16 protein-coding genes are annotated in these 16529 nt (G+C 66.6%); all 16 read left to right on the plus strand.

The window, feature by feature from the left end:
• The first annotated feature begins 94 nt into the window (after positions 1 to 94).
• Genes AAHH99_RS18195 through AAHH99_RS18270 form a run of 16 tightly spaced genes read left to right on the plus strand, consistent with a single transcriptional unit; the run spans position 95 to position 16524 of the window.
• Complete coding sequence (locus AAHH99_RS18195; protein WP_418770262.1) at positions 95 to 994, plus strand: alpha/beta fold hydrolase; 900 nt, start codon at positions 95 to 97, stop codon at positions 992 to 994.
• The gene (locus AAHH99_RS18200; RefSeq protein WP_418769970.1) at positions 991 to 2691 is read left to right on the plus strand and encodes a bifunctional 3-(3-hydroxy-phenyl)propionate/3-hydroxycinnamic acid hydroxylase; all 1701 of its coding nucleotides are present in this window, start codon (positions 991 to 993) and stop codon (positions 2689 to 2691) included. Before AAHH99_RS18195 ends, AAHH99_RS18200 begins: the two co-directional genes overlap by 4 nt.
• Positions 2639 to 3559 (plus strand): 3-carboxyethylcatechol 2,3-dioxygenase, encoded by a 921-nt coding sequence (locus AAHH99_RS18205; RefSeq protein WP_067386490.1) that lies wholly within the window; start codon positions 2639 to 2641, stop codon positions 3557 to 3559. The genes AAHH99_RS18200 and AAHH99_RS18205 overlap by 53 nt, the downstream gene beginning before the upstream one ends.
• The gene (locus tag AAHH99_RS18210) at positions 3552 to 5324 is read left to right on the plus strand and encodes an FAD-binding protein (protein ID WP_418769972.1); all 1773 of its coding nucleotides are present in this window, start codon (positions 3552 to 3554) and stop codon (positions 5322 to 5324) included. The genes AAHH99_RS18205 and AAHH99_RS18210 overlap by 8 nt, the downstream gene beginning before the upstream one ends.
• Positions 5321 to 6661 carry an LLM class flavin-dependent oxidoreductase gene (locus AAHH99_RS18215; RefSeq protein ID WP_418769973.1) on the plus strand — a complete coding sequence of 447 codons (1341 nt, stop codon included), beginning with the start codon at positions 5321 to 5323 and terminating at the stop codon, positions 6659 to 6661. Before AAHH99_RS18210 ends, AAHH99_RS18215 begins: the two co-directional genes overlap by 4 nt.
• 23 nt (positions 6662 to 6684) lie before the next feature.
• Positions 6685 to 7503, plus strand: a complete 819-nt coding sequence (locus AAHH99_RS18220; protein WP_418769974.1) for a coniferyl-alcohol dehydrogenase — start codon at positions 6685 to 6687, stop codon at positions 7501 to 7503.
• A gap of 30 nt (positions 7504 to 7533) precedes the next feature.
• Positions 7534 to 8529 carry a cyclase family protein gene (locus tag AAHH99_RS18225; protein WP_418769975.1) on the plus strand — a complete coding sequence of 332 codons (996 nt, stop codon included), beginning with the start codon at positions 7534 to 7536 and terminating at the stop codon, positions 8527 to 8529.
• Between the two features lie 11 nt (positions 8530 to 8540).
• The gene (locus AAHH99_RS18230; RefSeq protein ID WP_418769976.1) at positions 8541 to 9131 is read left to right on the plus strand and encodes an NADPH-dependent FMN reductase; all 591 of its coding nucleotides are present in this window, start codon (positions 8541 to 8543) and stop codon (positions 9129 to 9131) included.
• On the plus strand, positions 9128 to 9967 hold the full coding sequence (locus AAHH99_RS18235; protein ID WP_418769977.1) for an alpha/beta fold hydrolase: 840 nt from the start codon (positions 9128 to 9130) through the stop codon (positions 9965 to 9967). The genes AAHH99_RS18230 and AAHH99_RS18235 overlap by 4 nt, the downstream gene beginning before the upstream one ends.
• Positions 9964 to 10773: an SDR family NAD(P)-dependent oxidoreductase gene (locus tag AAHH99_RS18240; RefSeq protein ID WP_064412917.1), complete on the plus strand. Its 810-nt coding sequence runs from the start codon at positions 9964 to 9966 to the stop codon at positions 10771 to 10773. The genes AAHH99_RS18235 and AAHH99_RS18240 overlap by 4 nt, the downstream gene beginning before the upstream one ends.
• 5 nt (positions 10774 to 10778) lie before the next feature.
• Complete coding sequence (locus AAHH99_RS18245; RefSeq protein ID WP_064346552.1) at positions 10779 to 11495, plus strand: TetR/AcrR family transcriptional regulator; 717 nt, start codon at positions 10779 to 10781, stop codon at positions 11493 to 11495.
• On the plus strand, positions 11492 to 11686 hold the full coding sequence (locus AAHH99_RS18250) for a ferredoxin (RefSeq protein WP_064346517.1): 195 nt from the start codon (positions 11492 to 11494) through the stop codon (positions 11684 to 11686). Before AAHH99_RS18245 ends, AAHH99_RS18250 begins: the two co-directional genes overlap by 4 nt.
• Before the next feature lie 10 nt (positions 11687 to 11696).
• Positions 11697 to 12935: a cytochrome P450 gene (locus tag AAHH99_RS18255; protein WP_064346518.1), complete on the plus strand. Its 1239-nt coding sequence runs from the start codon at positions 11697 to 11699 to the stop codon at positions 12933 to 12935.
• Positions 12936 to 12971: 36 nt separating this feature from the next.
• Positions 12972 to 14141 (plus strand): amidohydrolase family protein, encoded by a 1170-nt coding sequence (locus AAHH99_RS18260; protein ID WP_418769978.1) that lies wholly within the window; start codon positions 12972 to 12974, stop codon positions 14139 to 14141.
• Between the two features lie 59 nt (positions 14142 to 14200).
• Entirely contained in the window at positions 14201 to 15376 is a 1176-nt protein-coding gene (locus tag AAHH99_RS18265; RefSeq protein WP_418770263.1) for a M24 family metallopeptidase, read from the plus strand.
• Between the two features lie 5 nt (positions 15377 to 15381).
• Positions 15382 to 16524, plus strand: coding sequence for a M24 family metallopeptidase (locus tag AAHH99_RS18270; protein WP_418769979.1), 1143 nt, complete (start codon positions 15382 to 15384; stop codon positions 16522 to 16524).
• Positions 16525 to 16529 lie beyond the last annotated feature (5 nt).

The following is a 16529-nucleotide window of genomic DNA, read 5'->3' on the forward strand; positions in this document are numbered from 1 at the left end:
TGGGTGTGCGATAAATGAGCAGAGTGCTTACAAAATACGAGAATTCGATTCTCGCGGTCAAGAGAGGGTAAGCGTGTCTGAGCCGGATTCGCTGGTGGCGTCCGCGGCGGCCGACGGGCGTGCGGAGGTCGCCGAATTCGAGAGCGTGTGGAGCGATCTGCAGGGCGTTTCGTTCTCTCAGGGCTACCTCGACGCCAGTGGAACCCGCACCCGATACCTGCACGCCGGTGACTCCGGTAAGCCGGTGCTCGTCTTCCTGCACGGCTCCGGTGGGCATGCGGAGGCGTACGTGCGCAACCTGGAGGCGCACGCCGAACACTTCTCGGTCTGGTCGATCGACATGCTCGGCCACGGCTACACCGACAAACCGGGGCATCCGCTCGAAGTCCGCCACTATGTGGACCACCTGCTGGCGTTCCTCGACGCGGTCGGGGCCGACCGCGCCCACATCAGCGGCGAGTCGCTCGGTGGATGGGTCGCCGCTCGATTCGCGGTCGACCACCCCGATCGGTTGGACCGGCTGGTGCTCAACACGGCGGGCGGCTCGCAGGCCGATCCCGAGGTGATGAAGCGGATCATCACGCTGTCCATGGCCGCCGCCGAGAACCCGACGTGGGAAACGGTGCAGGCCCGCATCAAGTGGCTGATGGCCGACAAGAGCAAGGATTACGACGACATCGTCGCGAGCAGGCAGCGGGTGTACCGGCAACCCGGGTTCGTCGCGGCGATGCGCGACATCATGGCGTTGCAGGATCCGGACATCCGCGCACGCAACCTCCTCGGGCCCGACGAGTACGGATCGATCACCGCGCCGACCCTGGTGGTGTGGACCAGCGACGATCCCACGGCCGACGTCACCGAGGGGCGACGCATCGCCTCCATGATCCCGGGCGCGCGCTTCGAGGTGATGCCCGGATGCGGTCACTGGCCCCAGTACGAGGACCCCAAGACGTTCAATCGGCTGCACCTGGACTTCCTCTTGGGGCGGCTATGACGACGACCGACGTCGACGTCGTCATCGTCGGCGCAGGACCATCCGGTCTGACGTTGGCCAACATCCTTGGGCTGCACGGGGTTCGGACGCTTGTCGTCGAGGAACGCGACACGCTCATCGATTACCCCCGCGGTGTCGGCCTCGACGACGAGGCGCTGCGGACGTTCCAGTCGATCGGCCTGGTCGACCGGGTGCTGCCGCACACCGTGCCCAACCAGATCTTGAGGTTCTTCGACGCCAACCGACGGCTGCTCGCCGAGATGGCACCGCCCGACGCCCGCTTCGGCTGGCCCAAGCGCAACGGCTTCGTGCAACCGATGGTCGACGCCGAATTGTTCGGCGGCCTGGACCGATTCGAACACGTGGAGGTCCGCTTCGGGTGCCGGATGGAGTCGTGCGTCGAGGCCGACGACGCGGTGACGGTTCAGTTCGCCGGCGGCAAGCCGACGGTCACGGCCCGGTACGTGGTCGGGTGCGACGGCGGCCGCAGTGCCACCCGCCGGCTGATGGGTGTGTCGTTCGATGGCACCACGTCGTCGACGCGCTGGCTGGTGGTCGACGTCGCCAACGATCCGCTCGGCCATCCGAACAGTGAGGTCGGCGCCGACCCGGCGCGCCCCTATGTGTCGATCTCGATCGCCCACGGCATCCGCCGCTTCGAGTTCCTGATCCATCCTCACGAGACCGACGAACAGGCCGACGATCCGGCGTTCGTCAGAAAGATGTTGGCGCAACGGGTTCCGTATCCCGAGCGGGTCGACATGATCCGCCACCGGGTATACACCCACCACTCGCGCATCGCGGGTTCGTTCCGCAAGGGCCGGATGCTGCTGGCCGGCGACGCCGCGCATCTGATGCCGGTCTGGCAGGGGCAGGGATACAACAGCGGTATCCGCGACGCGGCCAACCTGGGCTGGAAACTGGCAGCGGTGGTGAGCGGACAGGCCGATGACGCCCTGCTGGACACCTACGACGTCGAGCGCCGCAAACATGCCCGCGCGATGATCGACCTGTCCACCATGGTCGGTCGGGTGATTTCGCCGACGAACCGCAGGGTCGCCGCGTTGCGGGACCGGGTCATTCACGCCGCCTCGGTGGTGCCGTCGCTGAAGCGCTACGTGCTCGAGATGCGCTTCAAGCCGATGCCGCGCTATCAACAGGGTGCGGTGTTCCATTCCGCACCGGGTGCCGGTGCCGCCGGCGCGGTCTCGCCGACGGGCACGCTGTTCATCCAGCCGCGCGTCGACACCCGCACGGAGCAGAACGTGCTTCTCGACGACGTGCTCGGACCGGGATTCGCGGTGCTGTGCTGGAGCAACAACCTGCGAGCGATCCTCGGCGACAACGCGTTTCACCGGTGGAAGGCGTTGGGTGCGGAGTTCATCGAAGCGCGTCCGATGACACAGCTGCGCTGGCCGGGGCACGACGACGACGATGTGGTGGTGGTCGGCGACAGGACCGGCGCGCTCAAGGCGTGGTTCGACACCTACACCGACTCGGTGCTGTTCCTGCGTCCCGACCGCTGCATCGCCGGCGCCTGCATCGCCCAGCGCGCCGCCGAACTCAGCGAATCTCTTTTCGACGTTCTGTGTCTGACCCAGGGAGGAGGCTCCGGTTCTCATGGGCACACTGGCCCTGTGCTGCATGTCGCACAGCCCGCTACTGAACCTTCCGGGACCGTCACGGGAACTCCTTGACGACATCGAGGCGGCGATATCCGAGGCACGTCGGTTTGTCACCGCGTACGCCCCCGAACTCGTCGTGATCTTCTCGCCGGACCACTACAACGGATTCTTCTATCGGACGATGCCGCCGTTCTGCATCGGCACGGCCGCACAGGGTGTCGGTGACTACGGCTCGCACGCCGGGCCGTTGAACGTGCCCGAGGACGTCGCGACCGACTGCGCCCGAGCGGTTCTCGAATCAGGGATCGACGTCGCGATCTCGGCGAGCATGGACGTCGACCACGGGACCGTCCAACCGCTCCAGAGCCTGTTCGGGGATGCGGCGTCGGTGCCGGTGATCCCCGTCTTCATCAACTCGGTGGCCACCCCGCTCGGGCCGGTGCGCCGGGTGCGGGCGCTCGGAGCCGCGCTCGGCACATATCTCGCGACGCTCGACAAGCGTGTCCTCGTCGTGGGATCCGGTGGACTGTCCCACGATCCGCCGGTGCCCACGCTGGCGACCGCGCCGCCGACGGCGCTGGATCGGATCGTGCACGGCGTACCCATGACACCGGAGCAGCGGCAGGCCCGCCAGGTCGCGGTGATGGACGCCGCGCAGGCGTTCGCGCACGGCGAGAGTCCGTTGCAGCCGCTGAATCCGGACTGGGACGCGGCCTTCCTGGAGCTGATCGACAACAACCGGCTCGCCGAGGTGGACGGCTGGTCCAACGACTGGATCGAACGCGAGGCCGGCCATTCCGCGCACGAAGTACGCACGTGGATCGCGGCTTTCGCCGCACTTGCCGCGCACGGTCCCTACCGCACCGAACAGCGGTTCTACCGGGCGGCACCGGAATTGATCGCAGGGTTCGCGATCAGGACGGCGGTTCTGGATGTCTGACAGCAAGTTCGACCACACCGTCGATGTGCTCGTCGTCGGCTCAGGTGGCGGCGGAATGACCGCGGCACTGGCCGCCGACGCGTTCGGCCTGGACACGCTCATCGTCGAGAAGTCGGCGCACTTCGGTGGTTCCACCGCGCTGTCGGGTGGCGGTATCTGGGTGCCCGGCGCACCGGCGCAGCGCAAGGCGGGTTACGTGCCGGATCCCGACGGTGTCGTGGAGTACCTACGCCAGATCACCGGCGGCCTGGTCAGCGACGCGCGTCTGCGCCAGTACGTCGACACCGCTCCAGAGATGATGGAGTTCCTCGAAAAGCGCAGCCCGTGGTTCGAATTCGTGTGGAAGCCGGGCTACGCGGACTACTACCCGGAGCTGCCGGGCGGGTCCGCGCAGGGCAGCACCATCAACGTACCCGCCATCGACCTGCGCAAGCTCGGCGACGAGGAGCAGCACCTGCTGCAGCCGCTCGCGCTGGCACCGAAGGGTATTTGGTTCGCGCCCAAGGACCTTCGGTTGTTCTACCAGGTCCGCCAGAACTGGCGCGGCAAAGCCGTTCTCGTCAAGCTGATCTGGCGGATGTTCCGTGCACGCGTCTTCGGGGACCGGATGGCGGCCATCGGCCAGTCGCTGGCCGCCCGCATGCGGCTGGCGCTCAAACAACACGACGTCCCGCTGTGGCTCGACTCGCCGATGAGCGAACTGATCACCGATGTCGACGGAGCGGTGATCGGCGCGGTGGTGGAGCGTGACGGCCACCAGCAGCGCATCAGGGCCCGGCACGGCGTGATCCTGGCCGCGGGCGGATTCGATCACGACATCCAGTGGCGCCGGCAGCACCTACCGCTTCTCGAAAAGGATTGGAGCTTCGGCAATCCGGCGTCCATGGGCGATGCCATCCGGGCAGGGGAGAAGGTGGGCGGATCGACCGATCTGCTCGACGAGGCCTGGTGGTTCCCCGCGATCTGCTGGCCTGATGGGCGGTTGCAGTTCATGCTCAACGAACGCATGATGCCGTCTCAGTTCGTGGTGAACGGTGCGGGTAAGCGGTTCATCAACGAGGCGGCGCCCTACATGGACTTCGCGCACGCGATGATCGAGGGCCACAACAGCGGGGTCACGCACATTCCGTGTTGGCTGATCACCGACATCCGGTCGTTTCACCGGTACGTGGTCGCCGGGCATCTGCCAATTCCGAAGATCCCGTTCGCGCCCGTGCCGACCGGCTGGAAGGTGCCCAAGGCGTGGCTGGAATCCGGTGTCGTGCACGAGGGCAGCAGTTTCGAGGAGCTCGCCGGCAAGATCGGCGTTCCGCCGGCCCAGCTGCGCCAGACCGCCGAGCGATTCAACGAACTGGCGCGCAACGGCCACGACGACGACTTCAACCGCGGCGACTCGGCCTACGACAACTACTACGGTGACCCCACGCTGCCGAACCCGAACCTGCACCCGCTGGGTAAGCCGCCCTATTACGCGTTTCAGATCATCCTGGGCGACCTGGGCACCTCCGGGGGGCTGCGCACCGACGAGTACGCCCGGGTGCTGCGCGCCGACGACGGCGTGATCAAGGGCCTCTACGCGGTCGGCAACACGTCGGCCGCGGTGATGGGTCGCAGTTACGCGGGCGCCGGCGCCACCATCGGCCCCGCGATGACCTTCGGTTATGTCGCGGCCAAGCACATCTCCGAGCAGCTGTCCGGTTCTGGAATTCAGACCGGCACTAGTACCGATTCGACACTCGATACACATCGGAAGGTAACGAAATGAAGATCTCGCTGTTCTACGAATTCCCACTGCCGCGGCCGTGGAGCGAAGACGACGAGCACAAGCTTTTCCAGGACGGTCTCGACGAGGTGGAGCTCGCCGACAAGGCCGGCTTCTCCACGGTGTGGCTCACCGAGCACCACTTCCTGGAGGAGTACTGCCACTCCACTGCGCCCGAGATCTTCCTGTCCGCGGCGAGCCAGCGGACCGAGAACATCCGCCTGGGCTTCGGGATCATGCACCTGCCGCCGGTCGTGAACCACCCCGCTCGTGTCGCCGAGCGGGTCGCGACCCTGGACCTGATCTCCAATGGACGGGTCGAGTTCGGCACCGGCGAGTCGTCGTCGGTCGGCGAACTGGGCGGTTTCGGTGTGGACCCCGCCGACAAACGCGCGATGTGGGAAGAGGCGCTGGAGGTTTCGATCCGTTGTATGACCGAGGAGCCGTTCACCGGTTTCAAGGGTGAGCACATTGAGATGCCCCCGCGCAACGTCGTGCCCAAGCCGCTGCAGAAGCCGCACCCGCCCGTCTGGGTGGCGTGCACCCGGCCCGCGTCGGTGGCCATGGCCGCCCAGAAGGGCCTGGGCGCATTGAGTTTCGCCTACACGGGGCCGGGTCCGCTGACCGAGCGGGTGAACGGCTACTACAAGGAGTTCGAAGAGAACGGCGCGCCGGTCACCCCGCAGATGAACCCGAACATCCTGGCCATCGGCGGCGACTTGTCGATGATGGTGGCGCCCACCGACGAACAGGCCATCGAACGGCTCGGCAAGGGCGGCGGCTTCTTCGCGTTCGGCATCATGCACTACTACATGACCGGCATGCACACACCGGGCCGGACCGGGGTGTGGAAGCGGCACCTCGAAGAGATCGAGAAGGACCCCAGCATCGTCTACGGGCCCGACCGCGGCCCGATCGGCAGCCCGAAGACGGTGCGCAATTTCCTGCGCGGCTACGAGGAAAGCGGCGTCGACGAGCTGATCTTGCTGCTGACCCCGCGCAGGCACGAAGAGACGATGGAGTCCATCGAACTGATGGGCAAGGAGGTGCTGCCCGAGTTCATCGAACGCGACGAGAAGGCGCGCGCGGAGAAGGCCAAACGGCTCGAGCCGATCATCGAGAAGGTCGAAGCGCGACGGCAACCGTCGCAGGCGCCCGTCTTCGACGAGAGCTATGCGTTCGGCGGACTGCCGACCGGCCGCCAGAACTACACGGCCAACGAGGTGTCGCTGGCGATGGACGAGATGAACGCCGGTATCGAGGCGGCGGCCGCCAAACTCAAGTCAGGAGAAGGGTGGGCCAGCCGCAACCCCGATGCGGACGCCAAGAGTGCGCAGTGACGGGCGCCGGCCAGAGATGAGCCATGGGCCGAACTGACGAACTGTGGCGCTACGACGGGCGTCGGGTGGTCGTCACCGGATGCGCCTCGGGCATCGGTGCTCACGTCGCCCGTCAGGTCGCCGACCTCGGTGCCGAGGTGATCGGACTCGACATCAAACCGCCGACCGACCCCGTTGGCGCCTTTGTGGAACTCGATCTGTCGGATCCGGGGTCGATCGAGCGGGCGGCCGACGCCGTCGGCGAACCGATAGACGCGTTGTTCAACGTCGCCGGGGTGTCGTCGGGGATCAAGGACCCGCTGCGGGTCGTGACGATCAATTTCCTGGGCACCCGGCGGTTCACCGAGGCGCTGGTGCCGCGGATGCGCGCCGGGTCGGCGATCGCCAACGTGTCATCGCTTGCGGCATCGGCGTACCGGCAGAACGCTCCGGTCACCGCCGGGCTGGTCGACACGGACTCGATCGAGGCCGGAATCGAATGGTGTCAGCGCCATCCCGAAGCGCTGGCCGACGGCGGCGGTTACCGGCTGTCGAAGGAGGCCATCATCCTCTACGGCATGGCACAGGTCAACGCATTGGGCGCCAGGGGGATTCGCATCAACTGCACCGCACCCGGGGTGACCGACACCCCGATCCTCGACCAGTTGCGCAGCGCGTACGGCCAGGCGTTCCTCGACTCCTTCCGGACACCGCTGGGCCGGGCCGCGGAGCCGGCCGAGCAGGCCAGCGTCCTGACCTTCCTCAACAGCAGGGCGGCCAGTTATCTGACCGGCCAGGTGATCTGGGTGGACGGCGGGACCACGGGAGAGACGGACCTCGCGGGATCGGTTCGGCGGCGGTGAAGTGAAAGTCGGCACGGCGAAAGGCAATCCATGGCCAGCATGAAGGAGTTCCGTCGCGTCGCAGACGACGTGCGCAACTGGGGCCGTTGGGGTGACGACGACGAGCTCGGCACGCTGAACTTCATCACGCCCGACAAGGTCGCCGAAGCGGCCTCACTCGTGAAGAAGGGGACGGTGATTCCGCTCGGGGGCGACTTCGGATCGAACGGCCCGCAGGGCGCGTTCCAGTTCCGGCCGAACCCCACCCATGTGATGACGGTGGACGGCGGTGACGCGAACACCCTGGCGCAGTACGGTCCTCAGTGGCTGCGCAACTCGGTGGCCCACCAGCTCAGCGAGTTCTTCGTGGACAACCCGTTCCGCTTCAACGACGACATGATCGTGATGCCGCTGCAGGCGGCCACGCAGTGGGACGCGATCTCTCACGTCTACTACGAGGACAAGCTCTACAACGGTTTCCCCGCGGATTCGGTGACCAGTTTCGGGGCGTTTCGACTGGGGATCGAGAAGGTCGATGTCAAGGGCATCACCTCCCGGGGTGTGCTGCTCGACGTGGTCAAGCACCGCGGCGCCGACGTCTTTCTCGAGCCCGGAAATCCGGTGACACCGGCAGAACTCGACGACATCGCCAAAGCCCAGGGCGTGACGATCACCCCCGGGGACATCGTCGTCGTGCACACCGGGTGGTGGACGCGGTTCCTGTCGACCGGCGACGGCGCCGAGCCGGGGTCCGGGTTGGACTGGACGTGCGCTCGATGGCTGCACGACCACGATGTCGCCGCGGTCGCTGCCGACAATCTCATGGTCGAGGATCCCGATCCGGCCAACGGAGTGGAAGGCACGTTCCTGCCCATGCACATGATCTGCCTGCGCGACATGGGCCTGATGTTCGGCGAGTACTGGGACCTCACCGGCCTGGCGGCCGACTGTGCCGCCGACGGTGTCTACGAGTTCCAGTTGATCGCCCCGCCGTTGAAAGTCGTTGGCGCGGTGGGCGCACCCGTCAGCCCGATCGCAATCAAGTAGTGGGTGAGGAAATGACTGCAAGCACCAGAACCGGCGGTGGGCCGTTCGTCGTCGGACTCGGCGGGACCCTCCGGGCGAATTCATCGACCGAACGCGCGCTGCGGTACTGCCTGGCGGCCGTCGAGCAGCAGGGCGGGCGGACGCGGCTGTTCGCGGGACCCGACTTGGACTTACCGATGTACGCCCCGCACTCGCTGGAGCGCACTCCTGCGGCCCTCGAACTGGTCAGCGCGCTGCGCGATGCGGACGCCGTGGTCGTCGGCTCGCCCGGCTACCACGGAGCGATCTCAGGACTGGTGAAGAACGCGCTGGACTACATCGAGGACCTGCGCGAGGACGCCCGCGTCTACTTGGACAACACGCCGTGGGGCTGTATCAGCTGCGCATACGGCTGGCAGGCGGCGGTCAACACGCTTGGGCAGTTGCGGTCCATCGGGCACGCGCTGCGGGCGTGGCCGACTCCGCTCGGCGTGGCCATCAACTCCGCCGACGAGATCTGGGACGCGGCAGGGGAGTTGATCCATGACGCCACCCAGAACCAGCTGGACATGCTCGCCACGCAGGTGCTGTTCTTCGCCAAGGCCGCCCGGGAGACGGCGTGACACAGCCCCAACGCAAGTCGGTGCTGGTCGACGGGCTCGTGACCGGCTATCTCGAAGCCGGACAAGGGGATCCGGTCGTCCTGCTGCACGGTGGTGAGTTCGGCGCAGGCGCCGAGATCGGCTGGGAGCACAACATCGCCGCGCTCGCCACGGGCTACCGCGTGCTCGCGCTCGACATGCTCGGGTTCGGTGAATCGGCGAAGGTCATCGACTTCAACGACGGCCGCGGTATGCGGATCCGGCACATCGCGCGGTTCTGCGAGGTCGTCGGTGCCGAATCGGCGCATTTCGTGGGCAATTCGATGGGGGCGGTGAACCTGTTCGTCGACGCCACGTCCGAGGCGCCGGTGCTGCCCGCCCGCAGCCTGGTCACCATCTGCGGAGGCGGCGAGATCCAGCGCAACGAACACTCGGCCGCGTTGTACGACTATGACGCGACGTTCGCGGGGATGCGCCGGATCGTCACCGCGCTCTTCCACGACGCCTCCTACCCCAACGACGAGGCATACGTCCAGCGTCGCTACGAAGCCAGCATCGCGCCCGGTGCGTGGGAAGCACTGGCGGCGGCGCGGTTTCGGCGCCCCGGCCTGGAGGCCCCACCGCTGCCTTCGAGCGCGCGCGCCTACGAGCGCATCAGCGTGCCGACTCTGGTGGTCGAGGGTGGCGGTGACAAGCTGCTGCCCCGGGGATGGGCGGCCGAGATCGCGGGACAGATCCGCGGGGGCCGCTCCGCGGTGATCGACGCGGCCGGGCACTGCCCGCAGATCGAACAACCGGACGCGGTCAACGAACTACTGCTCGGCTTTCTGGCCGACTTACACGAAGGGGCGGCATGACCGGCGAACTCGAGGGCAAGGTCGCGGTCGTCACCGGCGGCTCGTCCGGACTCGGTGAAGGGTTGGTGCGGCGGTTCTGCGCCGAGGGCGCCAAGGTGGTCGTCGGTGACATCGACCGCGAGGGCGGCGCCCAACTCGTCGCCGACCTCGGCAAGTCCGTCCGCTTCGTCGAGACCGATGTGGCCGAGGTCGAGCAGGTGACCCGTCTGGTTTCCACCGCGGTCGAGGAGTTCGGCGGGCTGCACGTGATGGTCAACAACGCGGGCGTCTCGGGCAAGATGTTCCCGAAGTTCCTCGACGACGACCTCGCCGACTTCCACCAGGTGATGGCCATCAACGTGCTTGCAGTCATGGCCGGTACGCGCGATGCGGCCCGGCACATGTCCGAACACGGCGGCGGGTCGATCATCAACCTGACCTCGATCGGCGGCATCCAGGCCGGCGGTGGAGTGATGACGTACCGGGCGTCGAAGGCCGCCGTCATCCAGTTCACCAAATCGGCGGCGATCGACCTGGCCCACTACGAGGTTCGCGTCAACGCGCTCGCCCCGGGCAACATCCGGACCGCGATCGTGCGCAAGTCGGCGACGGGGGAGGACCTCGAACGGCTCGAGGCGTTTGAGGCCAAGATTCGCGAACAGATGCGCAACGACCGGCCCTTGAAACGCGAGGGCACCGTCGACGACGTCGCCGAGGCCGCGCTGTACCTCGCCGGGGACCGTTCCCGGTATGTCACCGGAACCGTCCTTCCCATCGACGGCGGTACCAGTGCCGGGAAGGTGATCGTCCGCAAACCGAAGTCATGACGGCCATGACAACTTTAAATCAGTCGCTTGACTTAAGGGCCTGGGAGCGGTTGACTGTGACGGTGACCACTGCCAGAAGCGTGCGCACCGAACGAGCCAGCACCACGCGGGAAGCGATCTTGGCCGCCGCCGAGCGACTGTTCGCCGAGCACGGTGTCTATGCGGTATCGAACCGTCAGGTCAGTGAGGCCGCAGGACAAGGCAACAATGCCGCGGTCGGCTACCACTTCGGCACGAAGGCCGACCTGGTGCGGGCCATCGAGCAGAAGCACCGCGTGTCGACCGAGCGTCTGCTGTCGCGGATGGTCGGCGAGATCGGCGACTCGACCGATCTGCGCGACTGGGTCGCCTGCCTGGTGCGTTCGCTCACCGAACACCTGGCCCAGATCGGGACCCCGACGTGGTACGCGCGCTTCGCCGCGCAGGCCCTGGCCGACCCCGAGTATCACAAGATCGTGGTGAAGGGCGCTCTGGAGTCGCCGTCAGTGCAACGCGTCGTCGTCGGCATCACCCGCTGCCTGCCGGACCTGCCGCCCGCGGTGGTCACCGAACGAAACATCATGGCTCGCAACCTGATGATGCACACCTGCGCCGATTTCGAACGTGCCTTCGCCGAGGGGGCCGACATGCCGCGCACCACCTGGAACTCAGCGGCGTCCGGGCTCATCGACGCGATCGTCGGGTTGTGGCAGGCGCCTGTCACGGAGCACCCGACATCATGAAACTGACTGTCGATCAAGACAAGTGTGTGTCATCCGGTCAGTGCGTGCTCAACGCAAGCGAAATCTTTGACCAGCGCGACGACGACGGTGTCGTGGTCCTGCTGAACGCCAGCCCGGCGGACGACCAGGCCGACGACGCCCGCAAGGCGGCGGCGGCCTGCCCCGCACTCGCCATCCACATCGAGGAATGAGAAGGACTGAATGTCTGAGACCTTGACCGGAACCCCCGACGTCTCCGCGGATATCCCCGAATACCCGATGGAGCGCGACGCCCGCTGCCCGTTCGCCCCGCCGCCGCAGATGCTCGAGATGGGTGAGGTCAAACCGCTTTCGCGGGTGCGGATCTGGAACGGCACCACTCCGTGGCTGATCACCGGGCACGCGGTGGCCCGCGAGTTGTTCGCCGATTCCCGGGTCAGTGTCGACGACCGGATCGAGGGCTTCCCGCACTGGAACGAGCACATGCTGTCCACGGTGTACAAACGGCCGCGCTCGGTGTTCACCTCCGACGCCGAGGAGCACACCCGGTTCCGCCGGATGCTGTCCAAGCCGTTCACCTTCAAGCGGGTCGAGGGACTGCGACCGGCCATCCAGGAGGTGACCGACGAGTGCATCGACAACATCCTCGCCGGTCCGCAGCCCGCCGACATCGTCACCAAGCTGGCACTGCCGGTGCCCACCCGGGTCATCAGCGAAATGCTGGGCGTGCCCTACGAAGACCACGAGTTCTTCCAGCACCACGCCAATGTCGGCCTGGCCCGCTACGCCTCGGCCGAGGACGGGCAGAAGGGTGCGATGAGCCTGGCCAAATATCTCAGCGATCTGGTCAAGGCCAAGATGGAGAACCCGTCGGAAGACGCGGTGTCCGACCTCGCCGAGCGGGTGAACGCCGGCGAGATCAGCGTCAAGGAGGCCGCGCAGCTGGGCACCGGCCTGCTCATCGCCGGCCACGAGACCACCGCCAACATGATCGGTATCGGCGTGTTGGCGCTGCTGGAGAACCCCGAACAAGCCGCGCTGCTGCGGGATTCCGACGATCCGAAGTTCATCGCCAACGCGGTCGAGGAGCTGATGCGCTATCTGTCGATCATCCAGAACGGCCAGCGCCGCGTCGCGATCGAGGACATCGAGATCGCCGGTGAGACGATCCGTGCGGGCGAGGGCATCATTCTCGACCTGGCGCCTGCCAACTGGGACGCGACCGCTTATCCCGAACCGGACAAGCTCGACCTGAGCCGCGACGCCGGCCAGCAGCTCGGCTTCGGCTACGGCAGGCATCAGTGCGTCGGTCAACAGCTTGCCCGTGCCGAACTGCAGATCGTGTTCCACACATTGCTGCGACGCATACCGACGCTGCAGCTGGCCGTGCCGTTCGAGGATGTGCCCTTCAAGCACGACCGGCTCGCCTACGGCGTCTACGAACTTCCGGTGACCTGGTAGTCAGGTCCGTTCCCCAGCCCGATTGGAGTGTCAACGATGTCAGCACCAACTACCGCCACCCTGTATCCTCCGGAGGGTTTCGGCGCCCCCAAGCACCGCAAGGGGCACGCCACAGGCGATTTCGGGTTGCCCACCGGCACCGAGATCTTCTCCGCGGACAACCACATCTCGGTGGCCGACGACATCTTCTACGACCGCTTCCCCGAGGAGCTCAAGGGCGCCGCGCCACGCATCTGGTACGAGGACGGCGCGTACATGGTCGGCATGAAGGGCAAGGCCTGGACCGGCGGCGACTTCGGTCGCGTGCTCATGCAGTACGACGACCTCGCCGGAGCGGCGTCCAACAACATCGAGGCCCGCGTCCGTGAGCTCAAAGAGGACGGTATCGACAAGGAGCTGGCGTTCCCCAACGCGGTGCTGGCGTTGTTCCACTATCCGGACAAGGCGCTGCGCGAGCGCGTTTTCCGGATCTACAACGAGCACATCGCCGATCTGCAGGAACGCAGCAAGGGCCACTTCTACGGTGTCGGGCTGATCAACTGGTGGGATCCCAAGGGCACCAGGAGCACGCTGGAGGAACTGAAGTCGCTGGGGCTGCGGACGTTCCTGCTGCCGCTCAATCCCGGCAAGGACGACGACGGCAACATCTACGACTACGGCAGCACCGAGATGGACGCGGTGTGGGACGAGATCGAGGCCGCAGGCGTGCCGGTCAGCCATCACATCGGTGAAACACCGCCCAAGACGCCGTGCCAGCACAACAGCGTCGTGGTCGGGATGATGGTCAACGTCGACTCGTTCCGCGAGCAGTTCGCCAAGTACGTGTTCTCCGGCATCCTCGACCGTCACCCGGCTTTGAAGATCGGCTGGTTCGAGGGCGGGATCGCCTGGGTGCCAACGGCTCTGCAGGACGCCGAGCACATGCTTGCGTCGTACCGGCACATGTTCAATCACCAGCTCGAGCATCCCGTGCGGCACTACTGGGACAACCACATGTGCGCATCGTTCATGGTCGACCCACTCGGCCTGGAGCTCATCGACAAGATCGGCGTCGACAACGTGATGTGGTCGTCGGACTATCCGCACAACGAGTCCACATTCGGCTATTCGGAGAAATCGCTGAAGACGGTCGTGGACGCAGTCGGACCCGAGAACGCCGTGAAGATCGTGTCCACCAACATCAAGAACTTCCTGGGGATCTCGTGACCACATTTGCACCGCAATCGGCATCGATCGACATTCCGGACGTTCCCGACCTCGCCCGGATGTACCGCGAATGCGGTGCGCGGCTGCGCGACTCGATGAAGGACAAGGGTGTCGACGCGCTCGTCCTGCTCGGCAACGGCAACGTCGTATATGCGACCGGCGTCAGCTGGCCGCTGCTCGACGCCGGGCTCTCACACGTGGAACGCCCGGTGGCGATCGTGCTCGCCGACGACCCGCATCCGCACCTGTTCATGCCGTTGCGGGAGGGGTCGTCATCGCAGTGCGAGGTGCCCGAGGATCATGTGCACGGGCCGTTGTACCTCGAATTCGACGAGGGCGTCGAACAATTCGCCAAGGTGCTGGCCGATCTGGTTCCTGCCGGAGGCAAGGTCGCGGTCGACGAGCTCACCGGCGCCATGCGCCGCGCGTCGGCAACGTTGTTCCCGTCGGGCCCTCCGTCGGACGCCGCGCAGGTCGTCGGGCCGGCCAAGCTGGTCAAGACGCCCGATCAGATCTCGTGCGTCCGAACCGCCTGCCGTATCACCGAAGAGGCGATGGTCGATGTGCAGAAGGCGCTTGCCCCCGGCGTTCGGCAGGTCGACCTTTCGGCGGCGTTCGTCCGGCGTGCGTTCGAACTCGGCGCGACGGCCAACATGCTCGAGGCCATCTGGCAGGTGATGCCCACGACGAAGACCAGCGGTTCGGTCTGGACCACCACCGGAGACCTGGCGCTGCCCTTGCTGACCACCGAACGCGAACTCGAACGCGGCGACGTGTTGTGGACCGACGTCAGCATCACCTACAAGGGATACTGCTCCGACTTCGGCCGCACCTGGCTGGTCGGCGACGAGCCGGACGACCGTCAGCAGGCGCAGTACGAGAAGTGGCGGGAAATCCTGTCGGCCGTGCTGTCGGTCATCAAGGCCGGCGCCACGAGCGGTGACCTGGCCCGCGCGGGGATCGCCGCCAACGGCGGCGCCAAGCCGTGGCTACCGCACTTCTACCTCGGTCACGGCATCGGCACCAACGCCGCCGAAATGCCGATGATCGGAACGGATCTCGGTGAGGAATTCGACGACAACTTCGTGTTCCCGGCCGGGATGCTGCTCGTGCTCGAACCCGTGGTGTGGGAGGACGGCACCGGTGGCTATCGAAGCGAGGAGATCGTGGTCATCACCGACGACGGTTATCAGTCCATCACCGATTACCCCTACGCCCCCTACGGACGGAACTGAACTGAATGGCACTCGAGATTCTGCCTGACGCAGCCGATCTGCGGCGCGGTCGCCGTGAGCGCGCGCTGGCCCAGATGAAAGAACGCGACATCGACATCCTGGTGCTGGGCCGGCAGGCCAATGTGCGCTATGTGACCGGTGCCCCGCAGTTGTGGGTGGCGGGCACCCGGCCGTTCGGACCGATCTGCGAGGTCGTCCGCTCGACCGGCGAAATACACCTCAACAGCACCTGGGACGAGGGCATCCCCGACGAGATTCCCCACGACCACCTCTACGGGCTGGCGTGGAATCCGATGACACTCGTCGAGGTGCTCAAGGCGCTGCCCGGGGCCGCCACCGCCAAGCGGGTGGGAACCGATTCGCTGACACCGACATTCGCGCAACTGCTGCCGATGGCGTTTCCCAACGCCGAACTCGTCGACGCCGAGCCGGCGCTGCGGGCGGCCCGGCGGATCAAGACTCCCGACGAGATCGCGGTGCTCCGCGGCGCGCTCAGCGTGGCCGACGCGGCGCTGGACGCCGCCCGAGCCGAGTTGGCGGCCGGAACGACCGAGAAGTCGCTGACCGGTGCGCTGATGGAAGCGATGGCCGCCGGCGGGGTCACCACGCCCGCCACCCAGGACGGCGCCTGGGTGACCAGCAAGGAACACCCGTGGCGGCGAGCCCGCAGCGACGGCCGTATCGAAGACGGCGATCTGGTGGCGTTCTCTGCAGGTGCCCTGGCCGACGGCTACGTCGGCGAAGTCGGCCGCACGTGGCCCGTCGGCGAGGTGGAAGGATCAGCGGTCCCGCGGCTTTACGATCGCTGGAACCGGCTGTGGGACAACCTCTTGGACGCGTGCCGGGCGGGTCGTCCCGCGAGTGGGCTGCTCACCGCCTACGAGGCGGCCGGCGAGCCGCTGCCCTCGATGCCCGTCGCCCACGGCCTCGGCCTGGGCTACGACTCGCCCGTCGTGACCCCGGCCCTGCGGTCCACCATCGCTGACGAACTGCTCGAACCCGGCATGGTGCTCGCGGTCAGTGGCTACGTCTGGCAGCAGGGTGTGGGGGCCGTCTTCAGCCGCGATGCCGTGCATGTCACCGCCGACGGGGCCGAGGTGCTGACCTCCAGCCCGCTCTGGAGTGGTGCGGGCGTCGGAATCGGTTGACGCGA

Source organism: Mycobacterium neumannii (assembly GCF_048452905.1).
GTDB lineage: Bacteria > Actinomycetota > Actinomycetes > Mycobacteriales > Mycobacteriaceae > Mycobacterium > Mycobacterium neumannii_B.